Genomic DNA, 17,121 nt, shown 5'->3' with positions numbered 1-17,121 from the left:
GGTGCGAGGCCTGCCTGCGGTCTTGGTGGTCATGCGGCGTTCCGTCCGATCATCATTCTGCACGTCCCGTCTCCGATCATGGCCACGCCGGCTGAACATGGCATGAGCAGGACGTCGTCGCGTCCCTTTTACAGCATCAGACCGAATATCGTATTCGGTCTGATGCTGTAAAACTTTGATTATGCATCGGCTTGCCCCGGACAGCGGGAACCGGTTCGGGGGCCAAGCCGATGGTCTAGAGCGGGGCCGGCTGCTTGCGAACCCGCGACGTGCGCTCTGGTTCCAGGCCCGCTCGCAAGGCATAGTCTTGCCGCCTGCCTGGAGACCTTTGCCATGAAGCCGCTCGCGCCGTCCACGATCGCCAAACCCTTCGCCCGCTACAGCCATGGCGTCGAATTGCCGGCCGGCCAGCGGCTTGTCTTCTGCTCGGGCCAGCTCGGCGTCGCCCCGGACGGGACGGTTCCAGAGGATGTCCGCGCCCAGGCCGATCTCTGCTTCTCCAATATCGCGGCGATCCTTGGTGAAGCCGGTATGACGCTGGCCGATATCGTGCGCATCAACGCCTATGTCACCGACCGCGCCCATATGAAGGGCTATATGGAATCGCGCGACGCTCATGTCGGTTCGCCGCCGCCGGCCTCGACGCTGATGATCGTCTCGGGTTTCACGCTGCCGGCGTTCAAGGTCGAGATCGAGGTCGTTGCAGCAGCTTCGGACGGGTGAGAGCGGCCGCGCGGGGCGCGGTCGAGAGATTCCGGGGCGGGATACCCGCACGCGCCGGGAATCAGCTATTGCAGGCTTGGACGGAACAAGCGGGGCATCATGGATATCGAGACCAAGAGCGACAGCGCCAATAAGCGCATGAACAGCCTCGTCGCGGTGACGGTGGTCATCCTGTCGGTGTTCACCGCTGTCTCCAAGATCAAGGACGACAATATCGTCCAGGCCATCCAGACGGCCAAGGCCGATTCGGTCGATAGCTGGAACGAATATCAGGCGGCGCGGATGAAGCTGCACATCGTCGAGGCGGCCAATCAGACGATCCGCCTCACGGCGAACCTGCCTGGTCTCGATGCGCAGGCCGTCGCGACGGAGCAGAAGCGCAACGACGAGGCGATCGCCGGTTACGACGCCTCGTCCAAGACGCTGTTCGAAAAAGCGAAGGGGCTGGAGGCCTCGATCGAGAAGCTCAATTTCCAGGACGACCAGTTCGACATCTCCGATGCGCTGATCTCGATCGCCATCGCGGCCGCGGCGGTCGCGGCCTTGACCGAGAGCTGGATGCTGCTGTGCCTTGCCTGGGTGTCGGGCGGCACCGGCATCGTGATGGGGCTGGCGGGTTTCCTCGGCTGGGGTCTGCATCCGGACTGGCTGGTCAAGCTGCTGACCTGATCCTCAGAGTCTGGCCGATAATGTGAGCGCGCCGCTAACGCGGCTTGTCCGGGATGACGGCGCGTTTTTCCTTGATGTTCAAGCTTATGAAAACAGCGGCATCACTATCGGCCAGCCCAGTTCCTTGTTTTGACGCGTTTTCGAGCGAACCGGTATCCGCTTCGCTCGAAAACGCTCTGGGCCTCAGCTTTCCGCCTGCCAGGGATAGCTCCAGGTTTCCGTCAAGGTCTTCTCGCCGCTCTTCAGGAAGGCGCGCATCTCCGCGACCTGGCCGGGCTCGACGACGATGTCGATGAAGGCGCGGAAGCCTTGCGTCTTGGGGTTGGGCACGATGAAGGCGCGGTCGATGCGGCCATAGGCGATCGAGGGCACGATCTCGACCTTGTCGGGCTGGCGCAGATGGTATTCGAGGTCGCCGCCGGCGAAATCGACAATGAAGCGGCGGGCGCCCTCGGTGACCGGTTCGCCCGAGCCGAGCGCCTTGGGCTTGGCCTGATAGGTGTTGATGATGCGCCCGCCGGGATGCAGATCGGCTGAATCGAGCATCGCGGTCAGCTTGTAGCCGAAGGAGAATTCGCGGCCGGGTTCGAGCGGCGTCTTCGGGGCCCAGAGCGCGACGACATTGTCGTTGGTCTCGTCGGTCGTCGGCAGTTCGACCAGTTCGACGACGCCCTCGCCCCAATCGCCCAGCGGCTCGATCCAATAGGACGGCCGCAATTCATAGCTCAGGTCGAGATCCTGATAGTGCTCGAAGACGCGGTCGCGCTGCATCAGGCCGAAGCCGCGCACATTGCGCTCGACGAAGGAGGAGACCGCCTGCTGGCGCGGATTGCGCAGCGGCCGCCAGATCCATTCGCCGGTGCCGGAATGGATCATCAGCCCGTCGGAATCATGCAGCTCGGTGCGGAAATCGTCATGGAAGCGGCGGTCATTCTCGCCGGTGAAGAACATCGAGGTCAAAGGCGCGAGGCCGAGCTTCTCGATGGGCTTGCGCGGGAACAGGGTGACGGCGATGTCGACCACGCTGTCGACATCCGGATAGATGTGGAAGCGATAGGCGCCGGTGACGGAGGCCGAATCGAGCAGGGCGTAGACCGTGATGCGCTCGGCATTGGCGGTGGGCGCCTCGACCCAGAACTCCCGGAACATCGGGAACTCCTCGCCGCCGGGCACGCCCGCGCCGATGGTCAGCCCGCGCGCGGAGAGGCCATAGCGCTGCTCGCGGCCAAGCACCCGGAAATAGCTCGCGCCGATGAAGGAGATCAATTCGTCCAGCACGCGCGGGTCGTTCAGCGCGTAGTGCAGCCGGAAGCCGGCGAAGCCGAGATTGACCGGCAGCGGCTTCTCGAACTTGACCTTGCCGTAATCGAACAGGCTGGCGGAGTAGGGCACCGGCGTCGGCACGCCGTCGCGCACCACATTGACCACCACCGGCCGGGTGAACAGGAAGCCGGGATGGAACATCTGCATCCGGAACGGCGAGCCGTTCTGCGCCAGCAGCGCCCGGTCGGGCCGGAAGCGGATATCGCGCCATGAATCGAAGTCGAGCTTCGAGAGCGGTTCTGGCAGCGTCGGGCCGGGCTCGTAGGGAACGCCGGAGATCTCGCGGGCGCGGCGCACCACCTCGTCGAAGCCGAAGCGCGGCTGCGGCGGCGCGGGGGCGGGCTGCTGCGGCTCGGGCTGCTGGGCCAGCAAGGCGGAGGGCGCCGCTGAGAGGCTCAAAACGGCGGCGAGGCCTGCCAGGATCTGGCGGCGGTCGGTCTGGATCATGTGACGCGGAAACCCTATCGCGATTGCCCGTGAAGGCATGTCGAGACAGTGACTTAGGCGATGAATTGGGGCCGGTCTAGGGCACAGGCGCGGCAGCTTGCGGTGCCGCGCGCCGTTGACATGCCGCAGGCGGAATGCCCCGATCTCCATGCAGCTCTCGCGCTCCGGTCTGAAGCTGCACCCGTTCGGAAGCCGCACCCGCTTCTGCGAGAAGCGGGCCTGAGTCCTTTGCCGGCAGGACGGACGCGGTCCGCTGGCCGCGTTCGTCAAAAAATCCGCGGCGCAAAAATCCACGGCGAGGGGGCAAAAAAAACTTGTAGTCGCGGTCCGCAATCCGTATATCGCGTTCACCCAATTCGCACGTGCCTGTGGCCGCGTGTCAGTCGGTGGGCATCCGGACAAGAGGCCGGACAGCCGCCAGGTGTTGGAGACGGATGGAGGGGGATGGATATCCCCTCAAATCACGCTCCCGGTTCCTCCCAAGGGAACTGTCACCGAACAGCGACTGGCAGCCGGAGGCGAAACCGGCGAACCCCGAATCTCCACGGGGGACGCAGCTTAAAGCAACGACGGAACGGGCTTTTTTTGGTCTCGCTGGTCCTCCAAAGACCAGCACCGAAGAGGCTTGTCCTTCATTGCCGGGCGTGCGGGGTCTCCCCAAGCGACGGTTATCAGAGTCCGAACTTAGTTGTTCGGCTGTTCTTGGCGTCTCCATCGCGCCTTGAATCGCCGACGGCTTAGCCGGCTTCATGTCGCATCGGCGCCGCCTGCGCCGGAGGAGCAGCGTCTCATGACCGAGCGCATCCGTGAATTCCTTCGCACCCGCCGTGAGGATGGGCCTTGCGTCGTCATCGACCTCGATGTCGTGCGCGAGAACTATCATGCCTTCTCGCGGGCTCTCCCCGACACGCGCGTGTTCTACGCCGTGAAGGCGAATCCCGCGCCGGAAGTGCTCGGGCTCTTGGCCAAGCTCGGCTCCTGCTTCGACTGCGCCTCGGTCGTCGAGATCGAGCTCGCGCTCGCGGCCGGCGCGACCGCCAACCGCATCTCCTTCGGCAACACGATCAAGAAGGAGCGCGACGTCGTGCGCGCCATGGAGCTCGGCGTGCGCCTCTTCGCCGTCGACTGCACGGCCGAGGTCGACAAGGTCTCCCGTTCGGCCGAGAAGGTCGGCGTGGCGGATGCGCGCATCTTCTGCCGCATCCTCTGCGACGGCGCCGGTGCCGACTGGCCGCTCTCGCGCAAGTTCGGCTGCGTGCCCGAAATGGCCGCGGACGTGCTCGAGCACGGCCATCGCCTGGGCCTGACCGCCTACGGCATCTCGTTCCATGTCGGCTCGCAGCAGGCGAATGTGAACGCCTGGGATTCCGCCCTGGCCTCGGCCTCGGCGGTCTTCAAGGAATGCGCCACCCGCGGTCTCTCGCTGTCGATGGTCAATCTCGGCGGCGGCTTCCCGGCGCGCTACCTGAAGCCGATTCCGGGCGTGCCGTCCTATGGCGATGCGATCTTCCGGGCGCTGTCGAAGCATTTCGGCAACCAACTGCCCGAGACGATCATCGAGCCGGGCCGCGGCATGGTCGGTGAGGCCGGGCTGATCGAGGCGGAGGTCGTGCTGATCTCGAAGAAGGCCGAGAGCGACGATGTGCGCTGGGTCTATCTCGACATCGGCAAGTTCAACGGTCTCGCCGAGACCATGGACGAGGCGATCCGCTACCCGATCCGCACTGCCCGCGACGGCGATGCGACGGTGCCTTGCGTGCTCGCTGGCCCCACCTGCGATTCGGTCGACGTCATGTACGAGAAGACGCCGTACATGCTGCCGTTCAGCCTGGAGATCGGCGATCGCGTGCTGATCGAGGGCACGGGCGCCTATACGACGACCTATTCGGCCGTCGCCTTCAACGGCTTCCCGCCGCTGAGGCAATACGTCATCTGACGCAGAGCATGATGCCGAAAAGTGGGAACCGGTTTTCGGACCACATCATGCACCTGAACTAGGGGCGCGTATCCCGCGCCCCTCACCAATCGGGTCCGGCGAAGCGCCCTGCCATGAGCGGCAGGCCGCCCAGCGATTTCGGGCGGAGCGTCCGCGCCTCCAGAAGGGAGCGTCGCGGCCGTGGCTCCCGCCGGACCCTCTATCCCACATCGTTTGCCATTTGTGGCCGCGTTCGCGCGGCGCCGGGAAGGTCTGCGCAACCTTGGTTGTCTTGCAGGCGCTCCGGCCGGAGGTGCGTCATGATCACGATCCGCGAGGAAATCCCCTCCGATGTCGCGGCCCGCGAGGCCCTGCTCGATCTGTGCCTCGGCGAGCGCCGGGCGGCGAAGTCGAGCGAGCGCCTGCGCGAGGGCCGGCTGCCGGCCCAGGGTCTCGCCCTGATCGCCGAGCGCGACGGCGTCGTCGTCGCGACCGTGCGGCTCTGGCATGTCGAGGCCGACGGTGTCCCGGTGCTGCTGCTCGGCCCGCTGGCCGTCGCGCCTGAGCTCCAGGGCGAGGGCGTCGGCAAGGCGATGATGCGGGAAGTGATCTGGCGCACGGCCTGCCGTGGACATGGCGCGATCCTGCTCGTCGGCGACGCGCCCTATTACGAGCGCTTCGGCTTTTCCGCCGCGCTGACGCGCGATCTCGCCATGCCGGGCCCGGTGGAGCGCGAGCGCTTCCTCGCACTCGAATTGCGCGACGGCGCGCTCGCCGGCGCCAGGGGCATGCTGGCTGCGACGGGGCGTCTGGACACCGCGCCGGTCCTGGCCGTGCCGGTCTTGGCGGAGCCGATCCGGCGCGCTGCCTGAAAATAAGCCACTTGGACCCGGCCTTTGGCCGGGTCTGTCATGGTTTCGTCATTGATCTGTAGCGGCTTCGTCGCCCGTCGCCGCCATGACCCCCGCCAAAGGTGGGATGATGGCGGACGCGGTACTTGTGACGGGAATGGCAACGCAGTGGCGGGTCGCGAAATGGCGGCCGCGGCGCACGACCCTGCTCGCCTTCGCGATGCTTTCGCCCTCGCTGCTGTTCCTGGCGCTGTTCACCTATTGGCCGGTGGTCGAGGTGGCCTGGCAGGCGCTGCACAACCAGCAGAAGATCGGCGGCCCGCAGGTCTATGTCGGGCTCGACAACTTCCTCAAGCTCTTCGGCGACGCGGCCTTCCGCAAGGCGCTGGCCAACAACCTGGTCTATGCCTTCGGTACGGTGGTCCCGAGCCTCGTCCTGGCGCTCGGCTTCGCCATGGCGCTGGCCAAGTCGAACCGGGTCAATACGCTGCTGCGGGCGCTGTTCTTCCTGCCGGTGCTGATCCCGCTGGTCGCTGCGGCCTCGATCTTCCTGTTCCTGTTCCTGCCCAATGTCGGGCTGCTCGATTACCACCTCGCCAAGCTCGCCTTGAGCGGGCCGAACTGGCTCGGCGATCCCGATGTCGCGCTCTACTCGATCATGGGCCTGACGATCTGGAAGAATGCCGGCTACTACATGCTGTTCTTCCTGGCGGGCCTCCAGGCCGTGCCGGCGGACGCCTATGAGGCGGCGATCCTCGACGGCGCCGGCCCCTGGCAGCGCCTGCGCTACATCACGCTGCCCTATCTCAAGCCGACGATCGGCTTCGTGCTGGTCATCGGCCTGCTCAATGTGGTGACGCAGGTCGACCATGTCTTCGTGCTGACCAAGGGCGGGCCGTCGGATTCGACCAATCTCCTGCTGTTCTATGTCTATCAGCAGGCGGTCGAGAGCTATGACGCCGGCCGCGCCGCGGCGGGCACGCTGGTGATGCTGGCGCTGCTGCTTGCCATCACCGCCTCCTCGCTGCGCACGCTCGAACGCTCCTTCGGGGAGCGCGAGGCATGAGCGTCGCCAATCGCGAGATCTCGCCCAGGCTCGGCTATGGCGCGACGCTCGCCATCGCGGCGCTCTGGATGGTGCCCTTCATCTGGATGCTGGTCGCGGCCTTCAATCCCGAGAGCATGGGGGCCGGCATGGCCTCTTTGGTGCCGCGCTACATCCCGACGCTGGCCAATTTCGCCGAGGCCTGGAGCTCGGCCGATTTCCCGCGCTACACGCTGAACACCATGATCATCAGCTTCGGCATCCTCGCCGTCCAGCTCGTCACGGTGACATTAGCCGGCTATGTCTTCGCGCGGATCGAGTTTCCCGGCCGCACGCTCTGCTTCTATCTCTTCCTGCTCCAGCTCATGCTCGCGCCGGTCGTGCTGATGGTGCCCAATCTGGTGATGGTCGCCAAGCTCGGGCTCTACGACACGCTGCTTGGCGTGATGGCGCCCTATTTCGCCTCGGCCTTCGGCACCTTCCTGATGCGCCAGGCCTTCAAGGTGATCCCGCGCGAGCTCGAGGATGCGGCGCTGATCGACGGCGCCAATGTCTGGCAGCGCATCGGCTTCATCTATCTGCCCCTGGCGAAGCCCTCGCTGATCGCCTTCTCGATCGTCTCCGTCACCGCGCATTGGAACGAGTTCCTCTGGCCGCTGATGGTGATCAATTCGCCTGATCTGCGCCCGCTCACCGTCGGGCTCGCGACCTTCACGCGCGGCGCCGAGGGCGCGCAGGCCTGGGGCGTCATCGCGGCCGGCACGCTCATGGTGAGCGCGCCGCTGCTGATCGCCTTTGCGCTGTTCCAGCGCGCCTTCGTCAATTCCTTCGTCTCATCCGGTATCAAGTAAAAGGTAGCCAACATGACGACCACCCGTCGCTCCGTCCTCGCAGGCGCGGCCTTCGCCGCGAGCTTCGCGCTCTCTCCGGCTTTCGCGCAGGCTCCCACCGAGATTGAATTGTTCTTCCCGGTTCCGGTCGACGGGCAGCTCGCCCGCGACATGGCCACCATGATCAAGGAGTTCAACGAGACGCATCCCGCGATCAAGGCGACGCCGGTCTATACCGGCAGCTATGACGAGACGCTGATCAAGACCCGCGCCGCGATGAAGGCCGGCAAGCCGCCGGCGGCGGCGATCATGTCAGCGAACTTCCTGCTCGATCTCAAGATCGAGGGCGAGATCCAGAAGCTCGACGATCTGGTCAAGGCCGACGGCAAGAGCAATGACGAGTTCATGGGCCAGTTCTTCCCGGCGCTCTACGGCAACGCCGTGATCGACCGCTCGGTCTATGGCGTGCCCTTCCACAATTCGACGCCGCTGCTCTACATCAATGCCGAGCATTTCAAGGAAGCCGGCCTCGATCCGGAAAACCCGCCCAAGACCTGGGAGGAGTTCGCCGAGGCCGCCAAGAAGCTGACCAAGCGCGAGGGCGACCGCGTCACCCGCTGGGGCGTGATGGCGCCGTCGAATTACGACACCGGCGGCTGGCTGCTGCAGGCGCTGACCTATTCCAATGGCGGGCGCTGGTTCAATCTCGATTATGCGGGCGAGGTCTATTACGACGCGCCCTCGACGCTGGGCGCCCTGACCTTCTGGTCGGACCTCGTCACCAAGCAGAAGGCGCATCCGCCCGGCGTGCAGGCCGGCGGCGCGGTCTCGGCCGCCTTCCTCTCCGGCCAGACCTCGATGATGCTGCAGTCGACGGGTTCGCTGACCTATATCCGCAGCAATGCGAAGTTCCCTTACAAGGTCGCCTTCGTGCCGAAGAACGTTCGCAACCAGGTGCCGATCGGCGGCGCTTCGCTGGTGATCCCGACCGGCGTCGAGGAGGCCCGCAAGAAGGCGGCCTGGACGCTGATCACCTGGATGACGGCACCCGAGAAGTCCGGCTGGTGGAGCCGCGCCACCGGCTATTTCGCGCCCAATATGAAGGCCTATGACCTGCCCGACATGAAGGCCTTCATGGCGAAGAACCCCGATGCGCAGGTGGCGGTCGACCAGCTCGCCTTCGCCAAGCCGTGGTTCGCGACCTACAAGACCGTCCCCGTCCGCAAGGCGATCGAGGACGAATTGCAGGCGGTGCTCTCCGGCAAGAAGTCGCCGAAGGAGGCGCTGGTCGCGGCGCAGAAGACCGCCGACGAGGTCATGCGGCCTTATGTCGAGCAGACCGCGCTGAAGCTGCCGACGAACTGAGCTCGGTCTTCCCGCGCACAACTGTCATGCTCGCCCTTGTGGCGAGCATCCACGTCTTGAACACCACCCTCGGCAGATGAAGACGTGGATGGTCGGGACAAGCCCGACCATGACGGCGGATCTGCCATCTCAGAGACCAGCCATGCTCATCGCCCATATCACCGACCTGCATATCCGCCCGCGCGGCAAGCCGGCCTATCGCGTCTCCGAGACCAATGCGCTGACCGAACGCGCGCTCGATGCGGTAGCCGCCTTACGGCCGCGCCCCGACGTCCTCGTCATCACCGGGGACCTGACGGATTGCGGGCTGGCCGAGGAATATGAGTTGCTGCAGAGCTTGCTGAGCCGGCTCGACATGCCGATTCTGCTGCTGCCGGGCAATCATGATCGTCGCGAGACGCTGCTCGCCGGGCTGAAGCTCGATCCGCACACCGTGCGCGATGGCGGCTTCATCCAGTTCGTCGCCGATCTCGGGCCGATGCGCCTGATCGGCTTGGACACGCTGGTGCCGGGGCAGAGCTTTGGCGGGCTCTGCTCGGCGCGGCTTGCCGTGCTCGAACGGGCGCTCGCCGAGGCGAACGGCAAGCCGGTGGCGATCTTCATGCACCATCCGCCCTTCGATTGCGGCATCGCGCATATGGATGCCATCCGCCTGCTCGAGGGCGCGGCGGATTTCGCCGCCATCGTCGCGCGCCATCCCAATGTCGAGCGCATCGTCTGCGGCCATCACCACCGGCCGATCGTGACGCGCTTTGCCGGCACCATCGCGCAGATCGCGCCCAGCGTGACGCATCAGGTGACGCTCGATCTGAGCGATGACGGTGCGGCGACTTTCCATATGGAGCCGGCGGCCTATCTGCTGCATAGCTGGCGCGAGGGCGCGGGCTTCGTCAGTCACACGGCTTATGTCGAGCGTTTCGCGGGGCCTTATCCCTTCGTGCTCGATGCCGATTATCCCGGAGCCCATTAGAGCAGGATGCGAAAAAGTGGGAACCGGTTTTTCGTATCCGGCTCTCGCAAAGCCGGCCTGTCATGATTTGACTCAAGGCGCGCTTCCCCCCTACGAGCCGGCGATGGCCATGCACGGCCATTTCCACCAACGACGCGTAATCGCGAAGGAGACAACCCGAGAATGAGCAACTGGCCTGTACACGGAAAGATCACCGGCCCGATCGTGATGATCGGCTTCGGCTCCATCGGCCGCGGCACGCTGCCGCTGATCGAGCGGCATTTCGAGTACGACCGGTCGCGCTTCGTGGTGATCGCGCCCGATGATGCTGATCGTGACCTGCTCGACGAGCGTGGCATCCGCTTCATCCAGGAGGCGGTGACGCAGGACAACTACAAGACGCTGCTGGAGCCGCTGCTCACGATCGGCGGCGGCCAGGGCTTCTGCGTCAACCTGTCGGTCGATACCGGCTCGCTCGACATCATGCAGTTCTGCTCCGATCTCGGCGCCCTCTATATCGACACCGTCAACGAGCCCTGGCTCGGTTTCTATTTCGACCACAGCAAGGGCGCGGCCGAGCGCTCCAACTATGCGCTGCGCGAGGCGACGATCGGCGCCAAGCATGCCCGCCCGGCCGGCACGACCACGGCGGTTTCCTGCTGCGGGGCGAACCCCGGCATGGTCTCCTGGTTCGTCAAGCAGGGCCTGCTCAACATCGCCGCCGATCTTGGCCTGCAGACGCCCGAACCCAAGACCCGCGAGGAGTGGGGCAAGCTCGCCCAGCAGGTCGGCGTCAAGGGCATCCACATTGCCGAGCGCGATACGCAGCGCGCCAAGCACCCCAAGCCGCGTGGCGTCTTCGTCAACACCTGGTCGGTCGAGGGCTTCGTCTCCGAGGGCATGCAGCCGGCCGAGCTCGGCTGGGGCACGCATGAGACCTGGATGCCGGAGAACGGCCGCGAGCATGAGGTCGGCTGCAAGGCCGCGATCTACCTGCTCCAGCCCGGCGCCAACACCCGCGTCCGGAGCTGGTGCCCGACGCCGGGGCCGCAATACGGCTTCCTGGTGACCCATAACGAGTCGATCTCGATCGCGGATTATTTCACCGTGCGCGACGAGGCGGGCAAGCCGGTCTACCGGCCGACCTGCCATTACGCCTATCACCCGGCCAATGACGCCGTGCTCTCGCTGCACGAGATGTTCGGCAATGCAGGGCAGGTGCAGGAGGAGCAGCACATCCTCGAGGAGGACGAGATCGTCGACGGCATCGACGAGCTCGGCGTGCTGCTCTACGGCCATGGCAAGAATGCCTATTGGTATGGCTCGCAGCTCTCCGTCGAGGAGACGCGCCGGATCGCTCCTTACCAGAACGCCACGGGCATGCAGGTGACCTCGGCCGTGCTCGCCGGCATGGTCTGGGCGCTGGAAAACCCGAATGCCGGCATCGTCGAGGCCGACGAGATGGACTTCCGCCGCTGCCTCGAGGTGCAATTGCCCTATCTCGGGCCGGTCACCGGCGCCTATACCGACTGGACGCCGCTCGACAACCGCCCGGGCTTCTTCCCCGAGGATATCGACGAGAGCGATCCCTGGCAGTTCCGCAACATCCTGGTGCGGTGAGGGATGTCATTCCGGGGCAGGCGCGCAGCGCCTGAACCCGGAACCCACGACCGGGCTCGCGATCGAGGCCGGTCGACATCGTACCCCGTCATGGGTTCCGGGTTCGGCCCTCCGGGCCGCCCCGGAATGACATGCGCCCTACAGTCCGCGTTTCACGTTGACGCCGGCCAGCAGCACCCCGCCGGCCAGGAAGAAGGCGATCAGTACGGCGAGGCCCGCGCGCTGGCTGTCGAAGATCGTCGTCGCCAGCGCCACCAGCGTCGGCCCCAGGAAGGATGTGACCTTCCCCGAGAGCGCAAACAGCCCGAAGAACTCGCCGACGCGGCCTTCGGGCGCGATCCGCGCCATCAGGCTGCGCGAGGAGGCCTGCAAGGGGCCGGCGACGAGGCCGATCAGCAGGCCGAGGCCAAGATAGACCCGCTCCGGCAGCGAGGCGAAGAGGCCGTCGCCTGCAGTGGCGGGAGCGGCAGGGATGACGAAGAGGATATGGTCGAGCCCGAGCGAGAGGATGCCGAGGCAGGCGAGCAGCAGGCAGGCGATCGCGCCCAGCACCACGGGCTTGCCGCCGATCGCATCGTCGAGTTTGCCGCCGAGCCAGGCGCCGAGCGTGCCGGTGACGGTGAGCAGGATGCCGAAGATGCCGAGCTCGATGGTCTGCCAGCCGAAGACGCCGGCGGCGTAGATGCCGCCAAAGGCGAAGAGCGCTACCAGCGCATCCTGATAGATCATATTGGCGAGCAGGAAGCGGCCGAGCGAGGGCAGGCGCGGCAATTCGGCGAGCGTCGCCTTCAGCCGGCCGACGCCGCCCTTGGCCGCTTCGCCAAGCCGCATGCCAGTCTTGGCCGAATCCGGCGTCAGCCAGAACATCGGCGCGACGAAGATGATGAACCAGAGCGCGGTCAGCGGTCCGGAGAAGCGGTCGCCCTCGCGGGCGGCGGCGTCGAGACCCAGGATCGGCGTCAGCCCTGCCAGGGTCTTGCCGGTCTGCGGGTCGGCGGCAAGCAAGGCGAGCGTGATCGCCAGGGACAGCAGGCCGCCGAGATAGCCGATCGCCCAGCCGGTGCCCGAGAGCCAGCCCAGCCGCTCCGGCGGCACCAGCCGCGTCATCATCGCATTGTTGAAGGTGGTGGCGAATTCGGCGCCGATCGTGGCGATGACGAAGCCTGCAAGCGCGATCGGCACCGCCGAGCTAGAGCCCGGCACAGCAAACCAGAGCATGCCGGAGCCCAGCACCAGCAGCGCCCCGAAAGTCGCGATCCAGGGTTTGCGCGGGCCGGTGCGGTCGGCGATGCCGCCGAGCAGCGGCGAGAGCAGGGCGATGCAGAAGCCGGCAAAGCCGGTCGCATAGCCCCAGAGCGCCTGGCCCTCGATCGGGTCCGAGGCCAGCGCCGCCGCGAAGAAGGGCGCGAAGACGAAGGTCGTGATCAGGGTGAAGAAGGGTTGGGCCGCCCAATCGAAGAACAGCCAGGCCGTGACGGCGCGGCGGGGCGGATAGCTGATGGGCTGCGCATCCGCGCTCTTGACGGCCAGGTTCACTGCAGCGTGGTCTCCGGGGCGCCGCCGCCGCGCGCGATCTCGATCTCGGTGATCGCGACCAGCACCTCGGCGCGGTTCTTCAGGCTGGGCGCCTCCAGCAGCGCCTGTTTTTCGCGCGGGCCGAAGGGGCACATCATCGAGAGCGCGTTGACCAGGGCCTCGTTGGGCGCCTCGTTGACGCCTTTCCAGTCGATCTTGAGCTCATTGGCCTTGGCGAAGGCGCGCAGCGCCTTGAGCAGGCCGTTGCGATCGACCTCGTCCTCGCCGGCCCGGGCGGTGAAGTCGATCAGGAAATCATCATAGGAGATCCGGGCCTGGCGATAGGCCGTGCTGACCGAGAGCTCCTCGACGATCCGGAAGCGGCTGATGCCGGTCAGCGTCAGCACATAGCGGTCGTCGCCGGTCTCGGCGAATTGCGTGATCCGCCCGAGGCAGCCGACCTGGAGCAGGCCGGGCTCGCCGGTCTGGCGACCGGTCTCGGGCTCGGGCTGGATCATGCCGATGACGCGATGCGTGCGGATCGCGTCATCGACCATGGCGAGGTAGCGCGGCTCGAAGATATTGAGCGGCATCTGTCCGCGCGGCAGGAGCAGGGCGCCGGCCAGCGGGAAGACAGGGATCACCAGCGGGCAATCCTCGGCTCCGTTGTAGACGGCATTCATGCCCATCTGCGGTGGCTCCTTGAGCTTTATGAGAACAGCAGGGTCGAGAGCTTGCGGCGCCCGGCCTGGCTGTTCTCGTCCATCGGGCCCCAGGCCTCGAAGAACTGCAGCAGCTGCTTGCGCGCGCCATCGTCGTTCCAGGCCCTATTGGCCTTGATGATGGCGATCAGATGATCGACCGCCTCCTCGCGCCGGTCGCGGGCGTTGAGCGCCACGGCGAGGTCGAAACGGGCCTGATGATCCTTGGGGTTGGCCGCGACCTTGGCTTCCAGTTCGGCGGTGTCGCCGAGCGAGGCGGCCTGTTCGGCGAGCTCGATCGCGGCGCGGACCGTGGCGATCGCCGGGTCGGCCGCCTTGTCTTCCGGCACCATGGCCAGGATGCCTTTGGCGCCTTCGAGATCGCCGATCTCGAGATGCAGCCGGGCGAGGCCGGCGATGGCGGCGAGATTCTCCGGCTCAAGTTCAAGCACCCCGGCATAGAGTTCGCTCGCACCGGCGCTGTCACCGGCCTCTGCGGCGGCCTGGGCGGCGGCGATCAGCTCCTCGGCCTCGCCCGGCCCCACCGGCCCGACCAGTTTCTCGATGAAGGCCTTGACCTGGCTTTCCGGCTGGGCGCCCATGAACCCGTCGATCGGCTGGCCCTGCTTGAAGGCGATCACGGCGGGAATCGACTGGATGCCGAGCTGGCCGGGGATCTGCGGATGCTCGTCGATGTTCATCTTGACGAGCTTGACCTTGCCCTTGGCGTCCTTGACCGCCTTCTCGATGATCGGGGTCAATTGCTTGCAGGGGCCGCACCAGGGCGCCCAGAAATCGACGAGCACGGGCTGCGTCATCGATTCGGTCACGACATCCTGGCGGAACGCTTGCGTCGTGGTGTCCTTGATCAGGCCGGGTTGTTCGGTCGCATCGCCATTGACCAGCATGGGTCGTCCTTCGTCGCTATCAGATCGTCGGAATTAGAGCATTGCGCGAAAAAGTGGGTACCGGTTTTTCGCTGGAGCAATGCTCTTAAATTTTAGCCTCGGACCGGGCCATCGCCGCAATCCCGCCCATAGATGGGGAGGATGACCCGTTCTGTCCATCGGGAGTGCAGGAGCAGGATGCGAAAAAGTGGAAACCGGTTTTCGCATTGATCCTGCTCTCACGCGTTTGATTTCATCCGAAATCAGCGGGCTCCAGCGTCTGATGGCTTTAGAGCCCGTTCTCGATCTGACTGAACCGTCATTGCGAGCGCAGCGAAGCAATCCAGGAACGGCAGAGCTCTACGTCCTCCTGGATTGCTTCGCTGCGCTCGCAATGACGGTCTGTGTTTCACTCAGATCGAAAACCGCTCACACTTGGTGCCGGTTTGGACACTCGAGCCCTCATCCTGAGGAGCCGCGCAGCGGCGTCTCGAAGGATGGAAGCCGAGGAATTGTCCAAACAGTGCCTTACGGGGAACCACGCCATCATTCCGGGCTCAGGCCTGTGTCCTGCCCCGGACTGGCGGCGTGGTTCGAGCTGTCATCATCCGGCACCGGCAAATCGACGATCATCGGCTCATGGCCGGTGCCGCGCAGGAAGGCGAGCATGTCGTCGCGGCCGATTCGCAGCGTCGCGGTGTTGATCAGCGGGTGGAAATTCATCGCCTCGCCGGTCATCAGATTGGCGTCGAGCACCATGGTGACCGCCTTGGCGCGGTCGTTGATCACGGCAAAGGCGGTGACCGAGCCCGGGGTGACGCCGAGCGTCTCCAGCAGCAATTGCGCCGAGCCGAAGGAGAGCCGCCCGCTCGCGCCGATCACCTCATGCAGGCGCTTCAGGTCGATGCGGGCGTTCTCGCGCGCCGAGACCAGGAAGAGCCGGCCCTTCTTATCCCTGAGGAACAGGTTCTTGGAGTGCAGGCCCGGAACCTTGCCGCGTAGCGCCGCCGATTCCTCGACCGTGAACACGGCCTGGTGCTCGAGCCGGTGGAAGGACAGGCCCTGGGCTAAGAGATGGGCGCAGAGTTCGTCTGGCGTCAGGGGGTGCATCACGGCCTCGCTGCGACTGGCGCTTTCCAGCTCAGCGACCACATGAGCGATTGCGCCAGCGGCGTCCACAGCCCGACAGGCAACCCGGCCTTGCGCAGGCCTTCGCCGACCCAGACATTGCAACTGCGCAACAGCCAGAAGCGATCGCGCCCGCGCAGGAACGCATCGCCCAGGCCGTGGCTGAGCCCGTCCAGCACGATCGGCGCCCGCTCAGGCCCATATTGCAGGCTCTGCTCGATATGATCGACGAAGGCCCGGTAGCCGGCTTGCGTGATGGTGAGGCTGACAAGGTTCGGCCCGGCCCGGATGGCTGCGACCGGCTGCACATGCACGACCGAGGCGTCGAAGGCGGCAGCCTTCAGGAGCAGGGGCAGTGAAAGATCGGTGAGCGCGCCGAGTTCGGTATAGGCGCTCTGCGAACCCCAGCCGAAGGCGATCATCGGCGCGTCCGCCGATTCGCGGGTGATCGGGGATGCCTCAAGCAGCGGCCGCCAGTCCCTGGTCGCGGTGACTGATGGCAGCAGGATGTCGGTATGGAAGCCGTTGGTCGCGACGTGGATCGTCACGGCATCGCCTGGGGACGGTTGTGCGCCCGGGCCATAGGGCAGCGCGCCGAGAAACAAAGCCAATCCCGCTGCGAGCATAAGGGCGAGCAGGCCGAGCAACAGGTTTCGCACAGCGCGAAGCGGCACCTTCAAGCCTTTTCCCGTTCGGCCGAAGGCCGCATTTACCGTCATGATCTCAATGGTTTACTCGTGCGTCGCGCAGGGTCGTTAGGGCGCGGCGCGGTTCTTATTCGAGGTCATGCGCGAAGATTTGCAACAAGAGGCTTGCACTGGCTCCGGCTTTGAGGCAATAAGCCGGCCTCGCGCCGGAAACGACGCGACCATGTCCGGACGCGGGAGTAGCTCAGGGGTAGAGCACAACCTTGCCAAGGTTGGGGTCGAGGGTTCGAATCCCTTCTCCCGCTCCAGGACATCTTAGCACTGCAGACTGCCAAAGGCGCTGGGTTTCCCGGCGCTTTTTGCGTTTTGGGGCTCGGGGGCGTTCGCCACCTTTCCGAGATGCCTCGAAAGTCCGTGGTTGCATGGGCCGCTTCGCGCCGAGAGCTGCCATTGGCTGACTGCCCAATAGCGGACGTTTGGCTTCACGCCCAGGACAGTCGGTCTGA

General features: G+C 65.6%; 15 protein-coding genes and 1 tRNA gene. 10 read left to right on the top strand and 6 right to left on the bottom strand.

All coding sequences use genetic code 11. The annotated features are described in order from the left end of the window. Window positions 1-333 precede the first annotated feature (333 nt). Window positions 334-723, top strand: a complete 390-nt coding sequence (locus tag BMZ97_RS17415) for a RidA family protein (protein ID WP_092172141.1) — start codon at window positions 334-336, stop codon at window positions 721-723. Window positions 724-822: 99 nt separating this feature from the next. Further along, window positions 823-1,392, top strand: coding sequence for a DUF4337 domain-containing protein (locus tag BMZ97_RS17410; protein WP_092172138.1), 570 nt, complete (start codon window positions 823-825; stop codon window positions 1,390-1,392). 183 nt (window positions 1,393-1,575) lie between these two features. Here BMZ97_RS17410 and BMZ97_RS17405 read toward each other — a convergent pair whose 3' ends face one another. Next, window positions 1,576-3,162: an OpgD/OpgG family glucan biosynthesis protein gene (locus BMZ97_RS17405; RefSeq protein WP_092172135.1), complete on the bottom strand. Its 1,587-nt coding sequence runs from the start codon at window positions 3,160-3,162 to the stop codon at window positions 1,576-1,578. A 790-nt stretch (window positions 3,163-3,952) separates the two neighbouring features. On the opposite strand from BMZ97_RS17405, the gene BMZ97_RS17400 reads away from it, so the two are divergent. The 7 genes from BMZ97_RS17400 to BMZ97_RS17370 all read left to right on the top strand — a co-directional run bounded on the left by BMZ97_RS17400 (window position 3,953) and on the right by BMZ97_RS17370 (window position 11,737). Further along, entirely contained in the window at window positions 3,953-5,098 is a 1,146-nt protein-coding gene (locus tag BMZ97_RS17400; RefSeq protein WP_092172132.1) for a type III PLP-dependent enzyme, read from the top strand. A 299-nt stretch (window positions 5,099-5,397) separates the two neighbouring features. Beyond that, window positions 5,398-5,949 carry a GNAT family N-acetyltransferase gene (locus BMZ97_RS17395; protein ID WP_092172129.1) on the top strand — a complete coding sequence of 184 codons (552 nt, stop codon included), beginning with the start codon at window positions 5,398-5,400 and terminating at the stop codon, window positions 5,947-5,949. Between the two features lie 136 nt (window positions 5,950-6,085). Further along, a complete protein-coding gene (locus BMZ97_RS17390; RefSeq protein WP_244546464.1) occupies window positions 6,086-6,994 on the top strand; it encodes a carbohydrate ABC transporter permease in 909 nt (302 codons plus the stop codon). Beyond that, the gene (locus BMZ97_RS17385; protein WP_092172126.1) at window positions 6,991-7,824 is read left to right on the top strand and encodes a carbohydrate ABC transporter permease; all 834 of its coding nucleotides are present in this window, start codon (window positions 6,991-6,993) and stop codon (window positions 7,822-7,824) included. Before BMZ97_RS17390 ends, BMZ97_RS17385 begins: the two co-directional genes overlap by 4 nt. A 12-nt stretch (window positions 7,825-7,836) precedes the next feature. After that, on the top strand, window positions 7,837-9,168 hold the full coding sequence (locus BMZ97_RS17380) for an ABC transporter substrate-binding protein (RefSeq protein WP_092172123.1): 1,332 nt from the start codon (window positions 7,837-7,839) through the stop codon (window positions 9,166-9,168). A gap of 142 nt (window positions 9,169-9,310) precedes the next feature. Continuing rightward, a complete protein-coding gene (locus tag BMZ97_RS17375) occupies window positions 9,311-10,138 on the top strand; it encodes a phosphodiesterase (RefSeq protein ID WP_092172120.1) in 828 nt (275 codons plus the stop codon). A gap of 162 nt (window positions 10,139-10,300) precedes the next feature. Next, entirely contained in the window at window positions 10,301-11,737 is a 1,437-nt protein-coding gene (locus tag BMZ97_RS17370; RefSeq protein ID WP_092172117.1) for a homospermidine synthase, read from the top strand. 138 nt (window positions 11,738-11,875) lie between these two features. Here the strand turns inward: BMZ97_RS17370 and BMZ97_RS17365 are convergent, their stop codons facing one another. From BMZ97_RS17365 to BMZ97_RS17345, 5 genes are all read right to left on the bottom strand, one after another. After that, window positions 11,876-13,273, bottom strand: a complete 1,398-nt coding sequence (locus BMZ97_RS17365) for an MFS transporter (protein WP_092172115.1) — start codon at window positions 13,271-13,273, stop codon at window positions 11,876-11,878. Beyond that, window positions 13,270-13,941, bottom strand: a complete 672-nt coding sequence (locus BMZ97_RS17360) for an LON peptidase substrate-binding domain-containing protein (RefSeq protein ID WP_092172112.1) — start codon at window positions 13,939-13,941, stop codon at window positions 13,270-13,272. Before BMZ97_RS17360 ends, BMZ97_RS17365 begins: the two co-directional genes overlap by 4 nt. 20 nt (window positions 13,942-13,961) lie before the next feature. Next, window positions 13,962-14,861, bottom strand: coding sequence for a thioredoxin (gene trxA / locus BMZ97_RS17355; RefSeq protein WP_092172109.1), 900 nt, complete (start codon window positions 14,859-14,861; stop codon window positions 13,962-13,964). A 525-nt stretch (window positions 14,862-15,386) separates the two neighbouring features. Further along, the gene (locus tag BMZ97_RS17350) at window positions 15,387-15,950 is read right to left on the bottom strand and encodes a prolyl-tRNA synthetase associated domain-containing protein (RefSeq protein WP_092172106.1); all 564 of its coding nucleotides are present in this window, start codon (window positions 15,948-15,950) and stop codon (window positions 15,387-15,389) included. Then, complete coding sequence (locus tag BMZ97_RS17345) at window positions 15,950-16,642, bottom strand: DUF2459 domain-containing protein (RefSeq protein WP_175525602.1); 693 nt, start codon at window positions 16,640-16,642, stop codon at window positions 15,950-15,952. Before BMZ97_RS17345 ends, BMZ97_RS17350 begins: the two co-directional genes overlap by 1 nt. A 206-nt stretch (window positions 16,643-16,848) precedes the next feature. On the opposite strand from BMZ97_RS17345, the gene BMZ97_RS17340 reads away from it, so the two are divergent. Continuing rightward, window positions 16,849-16,923 (top strand) — tRNA-Gly (locus tag BMZ97_RS17340). Window positions 16,924-17,121 lie beyond the last annotated feature (198 nt).

The sequence above is a fragment of the Allobosea sp. OK403 genome, assembly GCF_900113835.1.
Taxonomy (GTDB): Bacteria; Pseudomonadota; Alphaproteobacteria; order Rhizobiales; family Beijerinckiaceae; genus Allobosea.
This window is presented reverse-complemented; position numbering and strand designations above follow the sequence as displayed.